Genomic DNA, 15,747 nt, shown 5'->3' on the forward strand with positions numbered 1-15,747 from the left:
CGCCCCGACGATGGCGATGACGACCGAAGCGCTCAGGAGGGATCACCCCGCCTCTTGCGGGCGCGGAGCATGTCGCGCAGCGGATGACGGAGCAGGCGATCCAGCCCCCACCACCGGGCGCCGAGATAGGCGGCGAGTGCCGCCACCAGGAACACGCCCACCCCGGCGGCTGAGTTGAAGTTGACTGCCACCGCGTTGAGCAGGGCGACGACGTAGATAAGCACTCCGCCGGCCATGAACGGCAGGCTCGAGTACTCCCAGAGCAGCCGCCCGGCCAAGACTCCAGCGGCCGCGATCAGGCCCGCGACCATGAAGGCGATCCACAGCACGAGCTGCCACGGTTCGGTGGCGACGAATAGGGAGCCGGGCAGGTCGACGAACCAGGCATACACGCCCGCCGCTCCGATACTCGCGTGCCCGAGAGCGCGCAGAACGCGCTCGGTGGGGCTGGGGTTCATGCACGGCGAGTCGGGGTCGATGACCGGGATCGAATCAGTCGAGGTCGAGATTGCTGTCACCCTCAGCCCCCTTCTCCGCCTCGAGCTCGGCGATGCGCACGCGGAGGCGGACGTTCTCCTCGGTCAGCCGAATCGACTCCTGGAGGTAGTGGGAGTAGAGGTTGGTGACGACCTGGACGTCGGTGTTCTGGTCAGGCATTGATGAGCTCCTTGAGGTCGGTGAGCTCTCGCTGGAGCTCGGTGATCTGATCGCGCTGGTCGCGCACGATGGGCACGAGGGCCATGCCGATGCGGTCGTAGTGCAGCCCCTGGGTCTGCCCGTACTGGTCGATCTCGACGAACTCGTCGAGCCCGGCATCGAGGAAGTCCTCAGAGACGGCTCCGATGTGCCTAGTGAGCTCCTCGGGCGCCTCCATCAGCGACTCGGGCGCGGGGCACATCGGGCTGTCCTTGCGGAACCGCATGAGCTCCTGATGCGCCGCCTGCTCGGCCTTGTCGACCCACGACTTGAACGGGATCGAGAGCAGCTTGTCGGCGTAGTCGCTAGGCGGGATGACCCGCTCGTCATCCTTGTATCGGCGAGCGGAGGTGCTGCGGCCGAGGACGCCGTTCGAAGTGATATGCACGTTCGCCGACGATCCGTAGGTGCGGCCGTGGATGTCCATCGACCGAATGAACCCCGACCTAGAGTCCCAAGTGAGGTCCATGCGCGCGGCGTAGGTGTTGTCCCCGGGTCGCGCGGACTCGAAGTCGATCGACCCGTACGACCTCACCACCAGATTGCCCCCTCGGCCAGGGCCTCCTGACTGGACATGGAGTCCCCGGAAGCCCTGGAGATTGACCTCATCCGCATGAGCCCAGAGCGTCTTGCGGCCGAGGAGGTGAATGTCCCCGTCGCCCAGGAGCCTGAGGATTGAATCCCCTGCCAGCATGTCGGCGGTTCCGTTCGGGCGGACGGCAAACTGCGCGCCAAGATCGTTGTTCATCCATGCCGTCTTGCCTCGAGCGCCGATAAATCCGTCACTCCCGGAGCGCATGAAGACGGCGCCGTCGGGGTTGACGCCAACGATGGATTCCGCTCCGACTCCCTGCACGTACGCGCCGCCGGAGGATTTCGTGTAGATACTCGCGACCGACCGCCCCGAGGGGTCTTGACTTGCGATTCCGGCATCCCCGCTCGCCCAGGCGCGCACCTGGGCTAGGCCTGATCCAGCGTCGGGTCCGACCATGCCGATCGACGAGCCGTCGGAGGTCCGCGCATAGACGATGTCCCCCGATCTCGCAGGGGTATCGGACTCGCCGATTCGGACGCCCGCCGCGTCAATCGACGGGCGGGTCCCCCCTGTGGCACCTTCCCCGCCGCTCGCGGAAGTGGGATCAACGTCTTCGCCGGGCGTTGGGACTGATATTGAGCCTGTCCACAGCCGCGAGTCGATGCGGACGTGCGGGCCGCTGCCGATGCTCGACCTCAGGGTCCCGACGACGCTCAACGCCCCGTCGGTCATCTGCACGATCGGCTGACCGAAGGCGTTGTACTGCGTGAGGCCGAGGTTGTTCATCTCCACGCGAGCGCCAGCCGCCGCCGTGCGGATCGTGGCGCCGGTGATGACCTTGCCGTCGATGGCATCAGCCGCCAGCGCCTGGCCGGCGATGGAGCCGGCCCGGATCAGCTCACCTCGCAGCTCTCCGGTGGTAATGACGCCGGCGTCGAGCGATCCGATGATGCCGGACTCCGCGGTGATCGCACCGGTCGCGATCTTCTCGGTCGTGATCGCACCACCGGCGATCAGAGTCGCCCCTGCGCGCTTGTACAGCTTCAGGCCCGCGATCGAGACGGCCGCGTTGCGGTTGGAGCCGTTCGCGTGGTTGAAGTAGGTGGAGCCCAGCGACATCGCGCGGGCCGTCGCGGACGTCACGACGAGCCGCGAGCGGATGAGGGTCCACTCGGTCGGGACCTCGAAGTCCTGAGCCGGGTATGCACCCGCGGCGGCATTGGATTCTTCGGGCCTCCACGACAGGGCACCGGCGGGGCGCAGGTGCGCGCCGTTCTGGTCCCTGACCTCAAAGAAGATCTTCGACCCGGGGGTATCGGCCTTCACCCACGCCTCGAACACGACCTCGTCGCCGGCGGCGACCGGCCACTGGCCCATCGGGGCGAACGGCACGGTGTTGGTACTGGCGGGGTAGGTGACGCATGGCCCTCCGCCCGGGCCTGCCGTTGCGTTGAACGCGGGATCCCGCGGCCATCCGGCCGCACTCCCGGAGGTGAGGTCGCCGTTCGGGAGCAGGTTCCGCTCGCCGCCGATGAGCAGCTTGTCGCCGGTGATAGACCCGGCTGCCAGGCGCGCCGTGTCCAGGATCCCCGAGGTGATGGTGCCCGCGCTCAGGGACTCGATGATGCCGGACTCGGCGGTGATGCTGCCCGCGGCGATGTGGTTCGTCGTCACGGCCCCGTCGGCGATGAGCGTCCCTCCCACGCTGCCGGGGACCAGGACGGCGTCCGCGAGCAGGCTGCCGGCCTTGACGTGCCGTCCCTCGATTGCCTCGGCGGCGATGGCTGTCGCTCCGATTGCCCCCGCGGCGATGTGCCGGGCGATGATCGACTCGGCTCCAATGCGGTCCGCATCGAGGATCCCGACCGTGATCTTCGCGGCATCGACGTAGGCGAGGACTGCGCTGGAGATGGTCTCGGAGACCCAGACATTGCCGTTCCATCGCCACTGCGAGAGAACCTGCCCGCCCGACCCGAGCGAGGACACCACCCACCACAGGTCGTCAGTACGACCCGTATAGCTCGTAGGAGGGTTCGACCGAGACCGCGTGATGCGGTTCTTGCCACTCGCGGTCACGTGCGCCCGCGATGCCATGCCTAGCGCAAGGGTGCCGGTCTGGTCTGCCTGGAGGAGCCACTCGGTGCCGGTCCAGCGGTACTGCCAGGTCCCGAGGTCTTCGCCGATCTGGCGGCTGTCCCATACGGCGAGGTCGCCGGGCTTCCTGTCCGTGATCGCATCCAGCGCCGCGTTGAGCTCGAGGATGTCTGAGGCGGTGAGCATGTGGACTCGGGTGTCGGCCGCGAGCGCTTCGTCGCGAGCCTGATCTGCAAGGCGCTTCGCCTCATCCCGGGCCTCGGCCAGGATGGGGTCGGCATCGAAGTCGACCTCGATGTTGTCGATCGCTTCCTGAAGCTCGGCCAGGCGCGAGTCCCGGGCCGAGACCCACGCTCCACCAGAGAAGCGGTGTAGCTCATTTCCGCCACCGCTGGTGTTGAACCACAGGTCGCCCTCCTTCGGGGGTGGCGTGGTCGTCTCATCGGGGGCTGTCGGCTGCCAGTACGTGGTGGTGCCGGTGCCGTCGGTGACAATCCGCTCCACGTCCCGGCGCAGCTCGTCTTGCGCCTCCTGGATCGCATCCACGCGCGAGTCGGCGGCGGATACCCATTCCCCGGCCTCGCCGGACCAGACGTGCGGGAGGTTGCCCTGGCCGAACCAGATGTCGCCGTCCTTGAAGCCGCGCACGATGGGGTTGCCCTCGTCGTCGAGGACGGGGTTGCCGTCCTCGTCCAGCACCGGCCGCGGGGTGGGCTCTTCGTCTCCGTAGTAGACGCTGTTCTTTCCGTCGGCGGACTCCATCGCTTCGTCGGCGCGCAGGGCGAGATCGAACAGCTCGGAGTCGAGATTGACCCCGCTCACCTCGATGTCGACGCGCTGCGAGGGGATGCCGTAGCGGCCGGCCTTCGACCGGGCCATGAGCACGCACCAGTACGTGCCGGACTCGACCAGCGGTCCGATCGTCGTGTCCCCACCCTCGGGGACGACAGAGAAAGACCCCGCGAAACTGCTCACGGGGTCCGGGACGAAGTTCTCATCGAGGCTGAGGTGGATCTCTACTCGATCCGCGTCGGCTGTCGAGCCGATGTCGGGGTCGGAGACTGCGGCGGGGTCGTCCGGGGATCCCCACCCGCCGTCCCATCGGACGCGGACGAAGCCGGCATCCGAGGTCACGACCGGCACCGAGGGCTGAGGCGGGGGTGGGCCTTCGATGTATTCGATGTCCAGCGCGCCGTTGCCGTCCGGGCCGATCCGCCCGATGATGTGCCCGTCACCGTCGCCCCACTCGAGAACCCCTCCGTCCATGCGGCTCGATCCCAGCTGCGGCGTGGTCGCGTGCCCGAGGGCCAGCTGCTCGATGCGGTAGACCTCTTCAGCGAGCCTGCGAGAGCTGCTCACTCATGCCTCCTTCGCGGAGACGTCAGATGTCTCCGAGTGGTTTGATTCGCACGGATGCAACCCCTTCCGCGGGGTTGATTTCGATCTGGGTGATGAGCACCCACGCCTCGGTCTCCAGACCGCGGCGGTCGAGCGTGGAGTAAAGGACCTCGTCCCCTACGTCGAAGGCCCCAATGGGTGCGAGCGAGTCGTTGATGACGGTGAGCTCGTCGTATTCCCACCACTCCCGCCGGGTGCGTACGAGCGCCTCGGCCGTGGCGGAAACTCGCTGGTGCGAGCGCAGTCGCTTGTCGACGTGGGTTGTCACCCTCTGGAGGCCGTGACGACCCCCGGCCGGGTATCCCCACTGCGAGCGGAGCATCTTGCTGCCCTCGCCGGCGCCGTAGACCTGGACGGTCGTCGCCTCGAGCTCGGTGCCGCGGGTGAGCTTGGGCCGGACCATGACGTTCTCGCCGTCGACGAACGTCGCTCGGTGGTTACGTCGGCGCGAGCCGGCGAACACCTCGATGCGGTGCGAGGCCTGGTGCCCGCTCATCGTGTGGACCACGCGTGCGTTCGCATCGCAGTCCTGGAGCAACGACTGGAACTCTCCGAGCAGGCTGTGCGTCGACCAGTGCTCGAGCTTGTACGCGGCATCATCGAGCGCCTTCTCGCGGTCTTTGATCGCGCGATCGCGCTCATCCTTCTTCCGCTTGTACTCGCGGTCCGCCTCCTGCGCGGCATCGCGCCGCTTGCGCCATGCCTCGAGGTCTTTGTTGTACCGGTCCATCGCCTTCGTGTACGAGGAGCCGAGTCCGGATCCCGTGGGGCGCTTGGGCTTGGTCGGCTGCTTCTCGGTGAACGCCGGCGGCTTGCGCGGCATCGCTGGAATCGGGTCCAGCCGGCCCGGGTCGGGGTTGCCCAGCCGCGGGAGCGTGCCGTGGAACTGGAGCGCGAAACCGAGGTCCGAGCCGCCCCACGTGGCGGCGTTGTAGACCACCTGGCGGAAGGCATCCTGCGCCGGAACATCCCGGCGCTTGAAGACCCCGCGATACGGGAGAACTCCGAGGTAGCCCAGAAACCCGACGCAGTCGATCTCGGCCTTCGAGTCGGAATCGGAGACCTCGGCGATGATGTACGCGTCGAACAGCACGCCGTCGACGAACGCGTAGATCGCCGTCCGCCAGGGCTGGATGACCTGGGCGCCCGTGTGGGCGCGCTCGCGTAGCACCTCCGGCGGGAGCGTGCCGGTGAGCCGTCCGACGCCGAGCTCGCGAGCGATCGTCACGTCCGACAGGTGCAGGTCGGGGTGCAGGAGCTCTTGCGTGCCATCGCCGTTGAGACCGTAGGCGGCGTACTGAACGTCCATCCGCCCCCCTTAGTTCGCGTCGTGCCAGGTGCCGTCAGGCGCCTCGATGAACGTGATGCGGGTCGTCAATCCCGACAGGGAGTCGCAGCTGACCGCGCGCGATGCCGCGTTCGTGGAGTCGGAGATCGCGGCCTTGTAGACGAAGGTGGTGTCCTTGCCCTTGAGCTTCGAGGGCACCGTCCGAGTGTCCGCGAGCAGCCAGTTGTTTCGGTACACCGCGGAGTTCTCGGCGACGTCCCACGAGAAATGCTGGGTCGCGAACTCCCACTGCTGCTTATTCGGCCACGTATGCGGCCGATACTCGTCGCCGTACTCGATCCAGAAGTTTCCCCACGACGACTGATTTCCGTCCATCCGAACGGACAGCCATCCGGATTCGATAATCATCATCGTCGCCCACGTTGGAATGCGGGTGGTGAACTCGTTCGCGTATCCCGCGCCCCCGGGGAAGTACTCCCCGCCGGTAGCGCGCCGACCGGTGAGGAAGTTCTGATTGGAGTCGTCCGCAGCAACGCGCGGGCGCGCGTGCACGACCTCTTCCCGGCGGGGATTGAGCAGTTCGCGAGCATCGGTAATCATCGCGTTCGTGACGACCGAGGTGTTCGCGGGCATTCGGATCGTCGCCAGCAGCACGTACGGGTGCCGGAATCCGGAGCTGAACGCCGGCAGGGTCGCCGAGGCGAAGACGTATGGACCCTTCTCCCGGTCCGGGGGGTAAGCGCCCATGTACTGCGGGTCGCGGACCTCGATGCCGACAATGCGGGTGACCGTCGATGAGCTGTTGTTCGCCGGCACGGGGACGGTAATCATCGCACCGTTGCGGACGGTGTAGGACTGCTGCGAGGCGCCCTGGTACGTCGACTCCATTGCGGCACCGCCGGCGGAGATGCGCACCGAGCCGGAAGGGGTGGGGGTTGCGGATACGAGCAGGCTGGACGGGGTACTCACCCCAGTCCGGCCCTGAGTGGCGCTCCACGCCTGCTGGCGAGCCGCCTCGGCCGAGTGCTCCGCTGCACCGCCGATGAACCACGGCACGGGATCTAGAGCCATGCATTCTCCTGTGAATGACAACGGGGCCTGGCCCCGAAAGGCCAGACCCCTGTATGCGAGTGAAATGTCAGAGCGAGTAGTGCGCCGGCCTCCACCAGAAGCGGGCCGTCGCCGTGCCGGACTCGTCGACGCCGCCGAAGCTGATCTCCGTCGGGCCGCTGGCCGGCAGGCGGACGCTCTTCAGGCGGGTGCGCCGGGTCATCGTCGACAGGTGAGAGGTGCCGTTGACGTTCGCAACCCCTCTGCGGGAATCGACCTGGAGGCGCCGGCCGCGAGCGAGCGTGAAGTCGAACTCGTACCGGTTCCCTGCGATCGAGAAGTACGGCCTGCTGAGCGGCTCCATGTTCGCCTGGATGTCGACCCAGAACGGCGTGGGCGCTGTGCCGCCGATTTCGTCGATCATGCCCTGGCGGAGGGACGCCCCGCCCGTGGAGAGCGGCTCGGTCAGCGGCTCGGTGAGGCCGCGCATGAGCGGGGGCACGATCGTGAGATCGCGCGACTGCCACGCGGCGTCGTAGATGATCGGATCCATGAGCTTGAAGTCGCAGTCGATGATCGCGTAGCCCTCGAGGGCTGTCCTCATCGGGTTGCAGGCGAACCGCCTGGGCCGGCCGTAAACGGCACGCTCGCGGCCGGCCGTGTGCACGCGGAGTTCGGCGAGAGCTCCGCCCTTCTTCGTCACCGCGGGGTTGCGCCACGCGCGCTTCACGCGCCCGACGCGGTCCAGCACCTCCGCGGGAGTCTTGCCCTCGACGACGATCTCGAACGCCCAGGTCGGACCTCGGTGGAAGTCCACGCCGGCGTAGGTGTCGTCGAACACCGGGTTGTCGATGTCCTCGGACTCAACCGTCTCGGCCCCTAGGTCCATGTCGCGGATCCAGATGGGCGTGAAGTCGTTGATCTCGAGATCGCCAAGGGCGATGCCGCCGTCAGATAGGGCCACCAGCGGCACCTCCTCGTCGCATGTGCTTCAGATGGAACGTGAGGTCTTCTGCGACCTCGTCGGCTGCGTTGCGCTCGACCGTCGGCAGGGTGATGTTGTAGACATCCCCCTCGCGCGTCTCGGTCGCCTGCGTGCCGGGGCGGACGTAGCGCCCGCCGAACCGCGTAGCGACCTGGTCGAGGATGTCCTCGGACCTCGAGCGCTTCGACTCGGAGAGCGGGATGTACGCCTCTCCCCCGGTCTCGGGTTCCGCCCACAGGCGCATCGCGCCGGCGTGGGCGATCTGAGCCGTGTGGTTTTCGGCCATAAACCGGATGCGGTTGTCGATCACGCGACCGAGATTGATCCCGCCGTTGGCGAATGTCTGCACGCCGCCTTCGATGAGACCGCCGTCGGCCATCGCCGTGCTGCCCCGGCGGTTCACCGTGACGGTGACCGTCTTCGACCGCACAGACGCGATCGCAGCCCGGAGCGCCTGGACAGCCCCGAGGCCAGATACGTTCGCGCGGACGTTGGCCGTCTTGTCCGGCACTGCTCGGATCGCCGTTGTCGCGGCACGGGCGCCGGAGATTGCTGGCGCCGGGTTCGCGGAGATCGTCGCCTGGTACCGAGCTCGAGCGGCCGCAGTGAGCGCTGTGCGCGCTGCCATAGCCCCGGCAATCGCCGGACCGGGGTTAGCCGTGAGCGTCGCCTGGTAGGAGCTTCGCGACGCCGCGGTGAGCGCAGCTCGAGCAGCTGCAGCAGCAGCCATCGCGGGTCCGGCGTTCGCGGTGATGACCGCGTTCGCCCTCATGCCGTTCAGCGCGCCCAGCTGCCCGATGACCACGCTGATTACCGGCGACGCTGCGTCGATGGCCGTCAGGGTCACGGGGGCCTGAGCCATTCGCACTGCCTGGAGGAGGCTCATCACGGCGTTGATCTGGAACGTGGCGTTGTCCATCACGTCCATCTCGCCGACGAAGCTCTGCCCGTCGAACTCACCCGCCGAGGACTGCGCTGCCTCGATCTCCGGGGACGCCTGGTTGTCGGCCATCAGGTGAGCCATCGCCACCGCGCCGTTCACCGGCCCGAGGGCGGACATTGCGGCTGCGGCCGTGGGCGTGACCTGGTCGATGGCCCCCAGGGTCACCGAGTGCGCCCAGCCCACGAAGGGCGCGAGCGCGTCGTTGATGTGCCCCGCCTTCGGCGAGGCCTGATCGTTGAGGTCGACGGTCGGGAACGGGTTGAGGCTGCCGATACCCTCGAGCAGCCCGCCGATGCCGGGCAGGAGGGGCGAGGCCTCGTCGTTGAGCCCGATAGTGGGCAGAGCGTTGAACGTGTTGACTTCGTCCAGGCCCTCCGTGATGGACCGGGTCTTGTCCTCAGCATCGCCCGCGTCAAGGTCAACCTCTGGCGTGGCCTTCGTTCCGTCGAGGTCGGCCAGCTTGTCGGCCGCGTCGTGAAGACCCTCTTCGTTCAGGATCTCGATCGCCGCCTCGTAGTCGCCCAGCACCGTGGCCGACATGAGCTTGTCGGCCACGTCATCGGCAATGCCAGAGGCGTTGTCGATTGCAGTCAGAACCACCTCGTACGCCTCATTGTTGAGCCCGGCGTCAAGAGCAGACCTAACGGCCTCGATCACCGACGACGCATCGTCGCGGGCGACGATCTCGACCAGCTTCTCGGTCTCCATCTCGTTGAGCTTGCCGGTGGCTGAGTCCAGGATCGGCGAGAGCGCGTCCTCGCCGCCGATCTTCGTCAAGTACATCGGCGACGTGAGGGCGAAGAGCATATCCTTGGCGTGCGCAACGTCAGACTGAAGCGGATCGAGTCCCGTGGCCTCGATCGCAATCTCGTTCGTCCGGCCCGTGAGGATCTCCAGGCTGCGCGCGATGGACGCGATGTCCTCGTCAAGATTGTTCTCGTCGAGGACAAGCTCGATGGCATCGGGGTTGATGTTGAGGCTGTCGAGGATGTTTGCGGCCGATTCCTCGGTCATCCCCTCAATCTGCATCAGCTGCGACATCATGTCTTCACGGATGCCGGTCATTGTGGCGCGTGCAGCCTCGATGCCCTTTGCTCCCCCGCCGACGCTGTTGAACGCCTCGGCGACCCGCTGGAACGCGGGCTCCACCTGCTGCCGCAGGATCGAGTAGAGGTCGCGCTGCGACTGCTTCGTCATGTCGAACGTCGCGTTCGCATCCTTGAAGTGGGAGACGATGTCGCTGATTCCCCCGGCGTGGATCTTGCTCCACTCGCTCATGACGGACTTGCTCTGAGCGAGGGACGCCTGGTAGTTATACGAGGCGTCCTGGAGCGCGATCTGCGACCCGGTCATGGTGTCCAGGACGGAGAGCATCTGCTGGCCGGTAATGGTCCCGGCGCGGACCGAATCGCCCCAGCCCTGCCACATCTGAGTAAGAGCGGAGACTCGCTCGGTGGAGACGCCCGTGGCGTCGGCCATGTCGAGGAGGTTCTGTCGGGCTGTATCCGACTCCTTCTCGACCTTCTTGAGCTCACCCTCGAGCGCGCTCGCAGCTGCATTCGTCCCGTCGAAGAACGCCTTGACTGGGTTCTTGCTGGCGTCCCACGCGTCCAGGCTGGAGCGAACGGAATCAATCGCATCCTTATTGCCAGCAAAGGCCTCGGTCATGGTCTGGCTCGAGACGCCGATCTGGCGCCCGACGTCGTAGAACGTCTCGCCGGCCGTCCAGAAGCTCATTCCCATGCTGGTTGTCTTCTCGCCAGCGCGCTCTGCGGCAAGCGCGAAAGTATCGGCGCTTGCCGTTCCGTCCGTACGGAGGGTGGACTGGAACGCCTTTACGCGCTGGTTCGCCTCAGAGCTCTGCTGAGCCAGCACTCCGATGCCGACGGCGGCACCAGTGAGGGCAAGCCCCCACGGCCCGCCCATCGCGCCCATCAGGCCGGTGGCCGCGGAGCGCAGGCCGGTCGCGGCGGTCGCGCCGATGGCAGCTGCTGCCTGGCCGGCGCCGGAGGCGATCGACCTCAGCCCAGCCCCGGCCCTGCGGCCGGCCTCGTGCATCTTGCCGACCTGGGTGTTGAGCGTGCCGAACTGCGAGGAGCCGGCGATGACGCTCATGCGCTGGTCGAAGTCCTGGAGGCTCTGCAAGAGCCTCTGGATCCCGCCACGACCCCGCTCAGCGTCCCGGGCGATCCCCGTGCCGAGCTGCGTGAACAGCGGGCCGATGGCGGGGAGGCTCGTGGCGAGGTTGCGCGCCGAGGTGTACATCTGCGCGAAGCTGCGCTGAACCGTGCTCGACGCCGCATCAGACGAGCGGGCGAACGTCGTCATCGGGGAGGCCGCGGAGCGCACGGCTCCAGCGAGATCGCGTACGCCGCCCTGGGCTCGCTTTGAGCCCTCGTAGACACCGTAGAGCGCGGTGCCGGTGATGCGGTCGAACGCCGCGAACCGCTGAGCCGTCTTCGAGATCTCCTGGCCCTGCTGCCTCGCCATCGTGGCGGACGCGGCCATCTCCTCGCGGAAGTACGTGGTCGCACCTCGGAGGAGGGAGATCTGCCGACCCTGAGCAGCTGCAGCTTCCTGCACCTCACGAGCGGCCCGGCCCCACTGCGTGTACGCCGGGAGCATCCTGCCGACGACTGCGTCGGACGCGGCTCGGATGTGGTTGCGCATCAGGAACAGCCCGCCCGCGGTGAGCAGCGCGGACTGGATCGGGCCGGGCAGAGCGTTGAAGCCGTCGACGAGGCCGGCAACGGCCGTCGACGCCCCGCGGACTCCACCGCCGACGAGGTCGACCAGAGCGCCCATTCCGGCAGTGAGGCGCGGGATCGCGTCGATCAGCGGCCCGGACAGGTCGCCGACGACATCCGAGACGAGTCCCACGACCGAGTTGATCGTCGGGGCGATGCCCTTGAAGATCGCACCGGCGACCCTGCCGAGGTCGCCGACCAGGCCTGCCGCGGAGTCGAATGCCGGGTTGAGCCGACGCATCGCCTCCTCGACGTCGTGCAGCGCCGTCAGCATCCCGCCGCGGAACCGCTCGTTGTCGAAGATCGTCGCGAGCGAGTTGAAGATCTCGCCGCCGATGCCGCCGGCTGCGATCTCGACTTCCTTGATCCACGAGATGTGGTCGCCCAGTGTGGAGAAGAAGTTGCCCATCCCGTCGCCGAGCCTCGAGAGCCCCTGCAGGGCTCCTTCGAACAGCTCTCCGAGGATGAACTGGCCCTGCGCCGATTCGACGGCGTCGCCCCAGCGGACCATCGCTTCGCCGAATGCGGTGAGGTCCGCAGCCCCCGCGGCGAGTGCTGCGGTGGAGAAGCCCTCGAGGATGTTCCACGTGCCCTTGGAGACGTTGCCGAGATCCTTAAGCCCCTGGATGGAGTTCTCGATCCACTGGTCAATCCGGCCGGCTGCGTCGGCTTCTGCTATAAAGCGCTCGAATCCTTCGGCGCCCTCGCGCAGCCACTCCCCCAGCCGGGGGAGGTACTCGGCGCCGCGAGCGCCGAGCTGCATGATCGCGCGCATCGCAGGGCGAGCTGCGCCGGCGAGTTCGCGCATCATCCCGCTGAGGCCGTCGAACATCCGGTCGTAGTAGCCGAGGTCGAGTGCGTCCTCGAGTCCGGTGAAGGTCTCGGACCACAGTCGGCCCATGCTGCCGGCGGTCTGGCGGAGGCCTCGCTCGAGCGTGGGGAGCGCGCGGTTGACGAACCGCGCCATCGACGTTCCCGCCTCGGACCAGAAGTCGTCTTTGATTGCGTCGCTCAGCCGGGTCCAGGAGCCCTCGAGCATCTGCGCGTTCTTCAGCGCGTTGCCCGACAGGTTGCTGAAGTCTCCCGACGACAGCGCGGAGAAGAACTCCGCCGTCGCGGTTGCTGCGACGACCATCGAGGTGGCGATCGCTCCGATGAACGTCGGTGCCATCGCGGCGCCCTGCATAACCTGCACGAGCCCCTTGCCGATGCCGAAGAGCGCTGCCGTGCCGCCGATCGCGGCGTTGGTCAGGTTGAGAACCGCGGCGGTTATCATGCTGGTGACGAGCGTGAACTTGTCGAAGTTCCGCAGCGTGCCCTCGAGCATCGTGCCCATCTTGGACAGCGCGTTGACGCCGGCCATCGAGCGCAGGATGCCCTCGGCGATGAGCAGACTCTTGGTGTTGACGCGGACGTGGATGGGGACCGAGCGCGGGCGGGTCAGCCACATCATCTGCGCGCGAGCGGCGCCGTCGTCGAGGTCGACGTTGAGCGTGGCCTTCTTGCCGTCGATCGCTTCGCGGGTGCGCTCCGCCTCCCGACGGATCCGCTCCTGGTGAGCCTTGAACTCCTGCTCGATGCGCGCGTTGTCGCGCAACGTCGCTTCGATGCGGTTGTGCTCGTTGGTTGCCGGCGAGAGGCCGAGGCGCTCATTTCGCCCCTGGCGGAGCCTGTGGAGCTCGCTTCGGACCTCAGCTAGCGCCTGGCGCTCTTTCTCCGCGTAGCGAATGCCCTGCTTCGATAGCGTCTCGCGGAGTTCACCCTCCGCCTTGCGGGCATCGACGAGGTCCTGGACGATGTCGTACTCGCGGCGGGCTGAGCGATTGATCTCCTTCTGCAGGCGCAGGACTGCCTCGCGACCCTTGGCTCCGGAAGTCTGCTTCGCAATCTCTTTGCGCAGGCCTTCGCGAATCGTCCGCTCGTTCTCGAGCTCGCGCGAGAGGTTCTTCTGGTGCCCGATCGCCTGGCGGATGTCGCCCTCAAGGGCCTTGCGCACCCTCGCGGAGTCGGAGCGGATCTGGTCGAAATCCTTCTTCGCCTGGCGGTGGTCGATGCGCACCTTCGTCGGTCGCACCTCGTCCTCGATGCGTTCGAGCTCGCGCCTCATCATCTGCTTGTGCTTCTCGAAGTCCTGGCGGACTCGGCTGCGATCGAGTTCGGGGCGGACCTTCATCGGGACGCTGTAGTCCCGGTCGCCCATCTGCTTGCGGAGATCTCGCTCCGCCTCGTCCCGGAAGTTCTTGGCCTCCGGCCTGACCTTGACGCCGACGGCGCCAATGATCTTCAGGGCCATATGCACCTACCTGCCTGCTGATGCGAAGAGGTTGTGGATTTCCCCGAGGGTCGGGGGGCGCTTCTTGGGAGCGCGGGAGCCGGGATCCGTCACCGGCGTGTACGTCGGGCCCTTGCCCTCGGGCCACTGGAGGCCGCCGATCGCGTGGATCTGCGTCCAGTTCGTCAGGGCCGCCATGAGCTGGCTCTGGAATGTCCGGGAGCCCCATGCCCGCCACTCGCGCGTCTCTTCCGGGTCGTCGCGCCGAGCTGCGGTGAATCTCGAGTCGGGTGAGAGCTCGAAGATCAGAGACAACAAAAGCCGGGGGCTGTACCACGAACCTTCCGGCTCACCCATCTCGTGGATGATCTGAACCAGGTTGAGCTGGTATTCAGAATGAAAGTCCGCGAACAGCTCCCCGGCGTATTCGTCGATCAGTTCTTCGAGCTGGCCGCTTCCCCCAGCTGCATCGACTCGCTGAAGTCGTTGAACAGCTGCTGGTAGTAGGCGAGGTCGCCCTCGAGCGCAGCGATCAGCGCGTCGGCATCTGCCTCGTCGGCGATGAGGATGCGGAACACCTCTTCGTAGACGTCCATCGCGTCGCGCGCAGAGTCCTCGTCCGTCACCTCGAAGGCCTTGGTGATCGCCTGGCGCTCTTCCTTCGCCAGGCGGAGCGGGATGCGCAGCAGTACGGTGCGCTCGTCATCGAGCTCAACGGCGAACGGTGCGTACTTCTTGTCGGCGCTCTTCTTGATGTCGGCCAGCTTCATGTGGGTCTCCAATCAGACTGTTGGCTCGGGTCTCGGGGATGAAGAAGCCGCCCCCGGGAGACCCGGTCCAGGGGCAGCTCTGCTCGCTATGCCTGCCAGCTAGGCCCCGCGTCGTTGCGGGAGGTCGTCAGCCCTCTGGTTTGAGGGCGTCGATCTCGGACTGCAGCCGCTCAAGCTCTGCCTGAAGGCCGGTGATGTCCGCGATCGCGTGGGTGTGGTCGGTCGGGTTGTAGCGGCTGGGGCGGTTCGCCACCTGCCCCCACGTCGCTGTCATCGCCGCGGAGGCCACAGCCTCGTGGGCGCCGGCCACCCCCTGCTCGAGGTGGCTCAGGCGAGACCCCGAGAGCGGTGTCTCGGGGTCGCCGTCACGCCACTCCTGGGGCGCGTAGGTCACGAACCATCACCCGGGTTCTCGGTGCCGCCGGTGGGAAGCGGGGCGACCGGCGAGGTGTACCAAGCCGAGCCGCGGTCGTTCATCCGCAGCGGGGTGACGCCGAGCGGCAGGGATGCCAGCGACTCGGTGTCGGCCAGGGCGAGGTCGTCCGAGCCGAGGATGTCGGCTCGCGGGACGTAGAAGTCCGTGTACTGGTCCCCGTCCTCGACGCAGACGTAGAACGCCCGCTGCGTCGGCGCCGGCGTATCCGCGGGGCCGATGCGCCCACCCTCGGTCACCGCGTTCGCGCCGAGGTAGAGCTTGATGCCGTCCGCGTCGAACTGGTGGATCGAGAAGTTGAACGTCACCTGCCGCGCGGAGTGCGAGGTCTTGAGGTTGCGGTTCTGAAGCGAGCCGAGAACGGTCCGCTCACCGCCCTCGGTGGTCATCGAGAGGATGTTCTCGAGCGTGGTGTGGCCCACGTTCTCCCACTCAGCCCCGGGGTTGGCGGGGTCCGTGGGGGCGTCAGTACCGACCGGTGCGGTATAGAAGTGCGCAGTCGCGATCTTGATGACTGCATCGTCGTTGAAAGCCAA

11 protein-coding genes are annotated in these 15,747 nt (G+C 67.1%); all 11 read right to left on the reverse strand.

Annotation, left to right across the window (positions count from 1 at the left end; all coding sequences use genetic code 11):
* Positions 1 to 32 precede the first annotated feature (32 nt).
* A complete protein-coding gene (locus tag K318_RS0115120; protein ID WP_156914061.1) occupies positions 33 to 518 on the reverse strand; it encodes a hypothetical protein in 486 nt (161 codons plus the stop codon).
* The gene (locus tag K318_RS24850; RefSeq protein ID WP_156914062.1) at positions 493 to 657 is read right to left on the reverse strand and encodes a hypothetical protein; all 165 of its coding nucleotides are present in this window, start codon (positions 655 to 657) and stop codon (positions 493 to 495) included. The genes K318_RS0115120 and K318_RS24850 overlap by 26 nt, the downstream gene beginning before the upstream one ends.
* Entirely contained in the window at positions 650 to 4,684 is a 4,035-nt protein-coding gene (locus K318_RS0115130) for a hypothetical protein (protein WP_029090099.1), read from the reverse strand. The genes K318_RS24850 and K318_RS0115130 overlap by 8 nt, the downstream gene beginning before the upstream one ends.
* Positions 4,685 to 4,706: 22 nt before the next feature.
* Positions 4,707 to 6,032 (reverse strand): DUF4200 domain-containing protein, encoded by a 1,326-nt coding sequence (locus K318_RS0115135; RefSeq protein ID WP_029090100.1) that lies wholly within the window; start codon positions 6,030 to 6,032, stop codon positions 4,707 to 4,709.
* A gap of 9 nt (positions 6,033 to 6,041) precedes the next feature.
* Positions 6,042 to 7,082, reverse strand: coding sequence for a hypothetical protein (locus tag K318_RS0115140; RefSeq protein ID WP_029090101.1), 1,041 nt, complete (start codon positions 7,080 to 7,082; stop codon positions 6,042 to 6,044).
* Positions 7,083 to 7,149: 67 nt separating this feature from the next.
* Positions 7,150 to 8,025, reverse strand: coding sequence for a hypothetical protein (locus tag K318_RS0115145; RefSeq protein WP_156914063.1), 876 nt, complete (start codon positions 8,023 to 8,025; stop codon positions 7,150 to 7,152).
* Entirely contained in the window at positions 8,012 to 14,029 is a 6,018-nt protein-coding gene (locus tag K318_RS0115150; protein WP_029090103.1) for a hypothetical protein, read from the reverse strand. Before K318_RS0115150 ends, K318_RS0115145 begins: the two co-directional genes overlap by 14 nt.
* 6 nt (positions 14,030 to 14,035) lie before the next feature.
* The gene (locus tag K318_RS24855) at positions 14,036 to 14,206 is read right to left on the reverse strand and encodes a hypothetical protein (RefSeq protein ID WP_156914064.1); all 171 of its coding nucleotides are present in this window, start codon (positions 14,204 to 14,206) and stop codon (positions 14,036 to 14,038) included.
* 236 nt (positions 14,207 to 14,442) lie between these two features.
* On the reverse strand, positions 14,443 to 14,778 hold the full coding sequence (locus K318_RS0115160) for a phage tail assembly protein (protein ID WP_029090104.1): 336 nt from the start codon (positions 14,776 to 14,778) through the stop codon (positions 14,443 to 14,445).
* Positions 14,779 to 14,905: 127 nt separating this feature from the next.
* A complete protein-coding gene (locus tag K318_RS0115165; RefSeq protein WP_029090105.1) occupies positions 14,906 to 15,172 on the reverse strand; it encodes a hypothetical protein in 267 nt (88 codons plus the stop codon).
* Positions 15,169 to 15,747 carry a phage tail tube protein gene (locus K318_RS22350; protein ID WP_051298077.1) on the reverse strand — a complete coding sequence of 193 codons (579 nt, stop codon included), beginning with the start codon at positions 15,745 to 15,747 and terminating at the stop codon, positions 15,169 to 15,171. Before K318_RS22350 ends, K318_RS0115165 begins: the two co-directional genes overlap by 4 nt.

It is taken from the genome of Brevibacterium album DSM 18261 (assembly GCF_000426445.1).
Lineage (GTDB): Bacteria > Actinomycetota > Actinomycetes > Actinomycetales > Brevibacteriaceae > Brevibacterium > Brevibacterium album.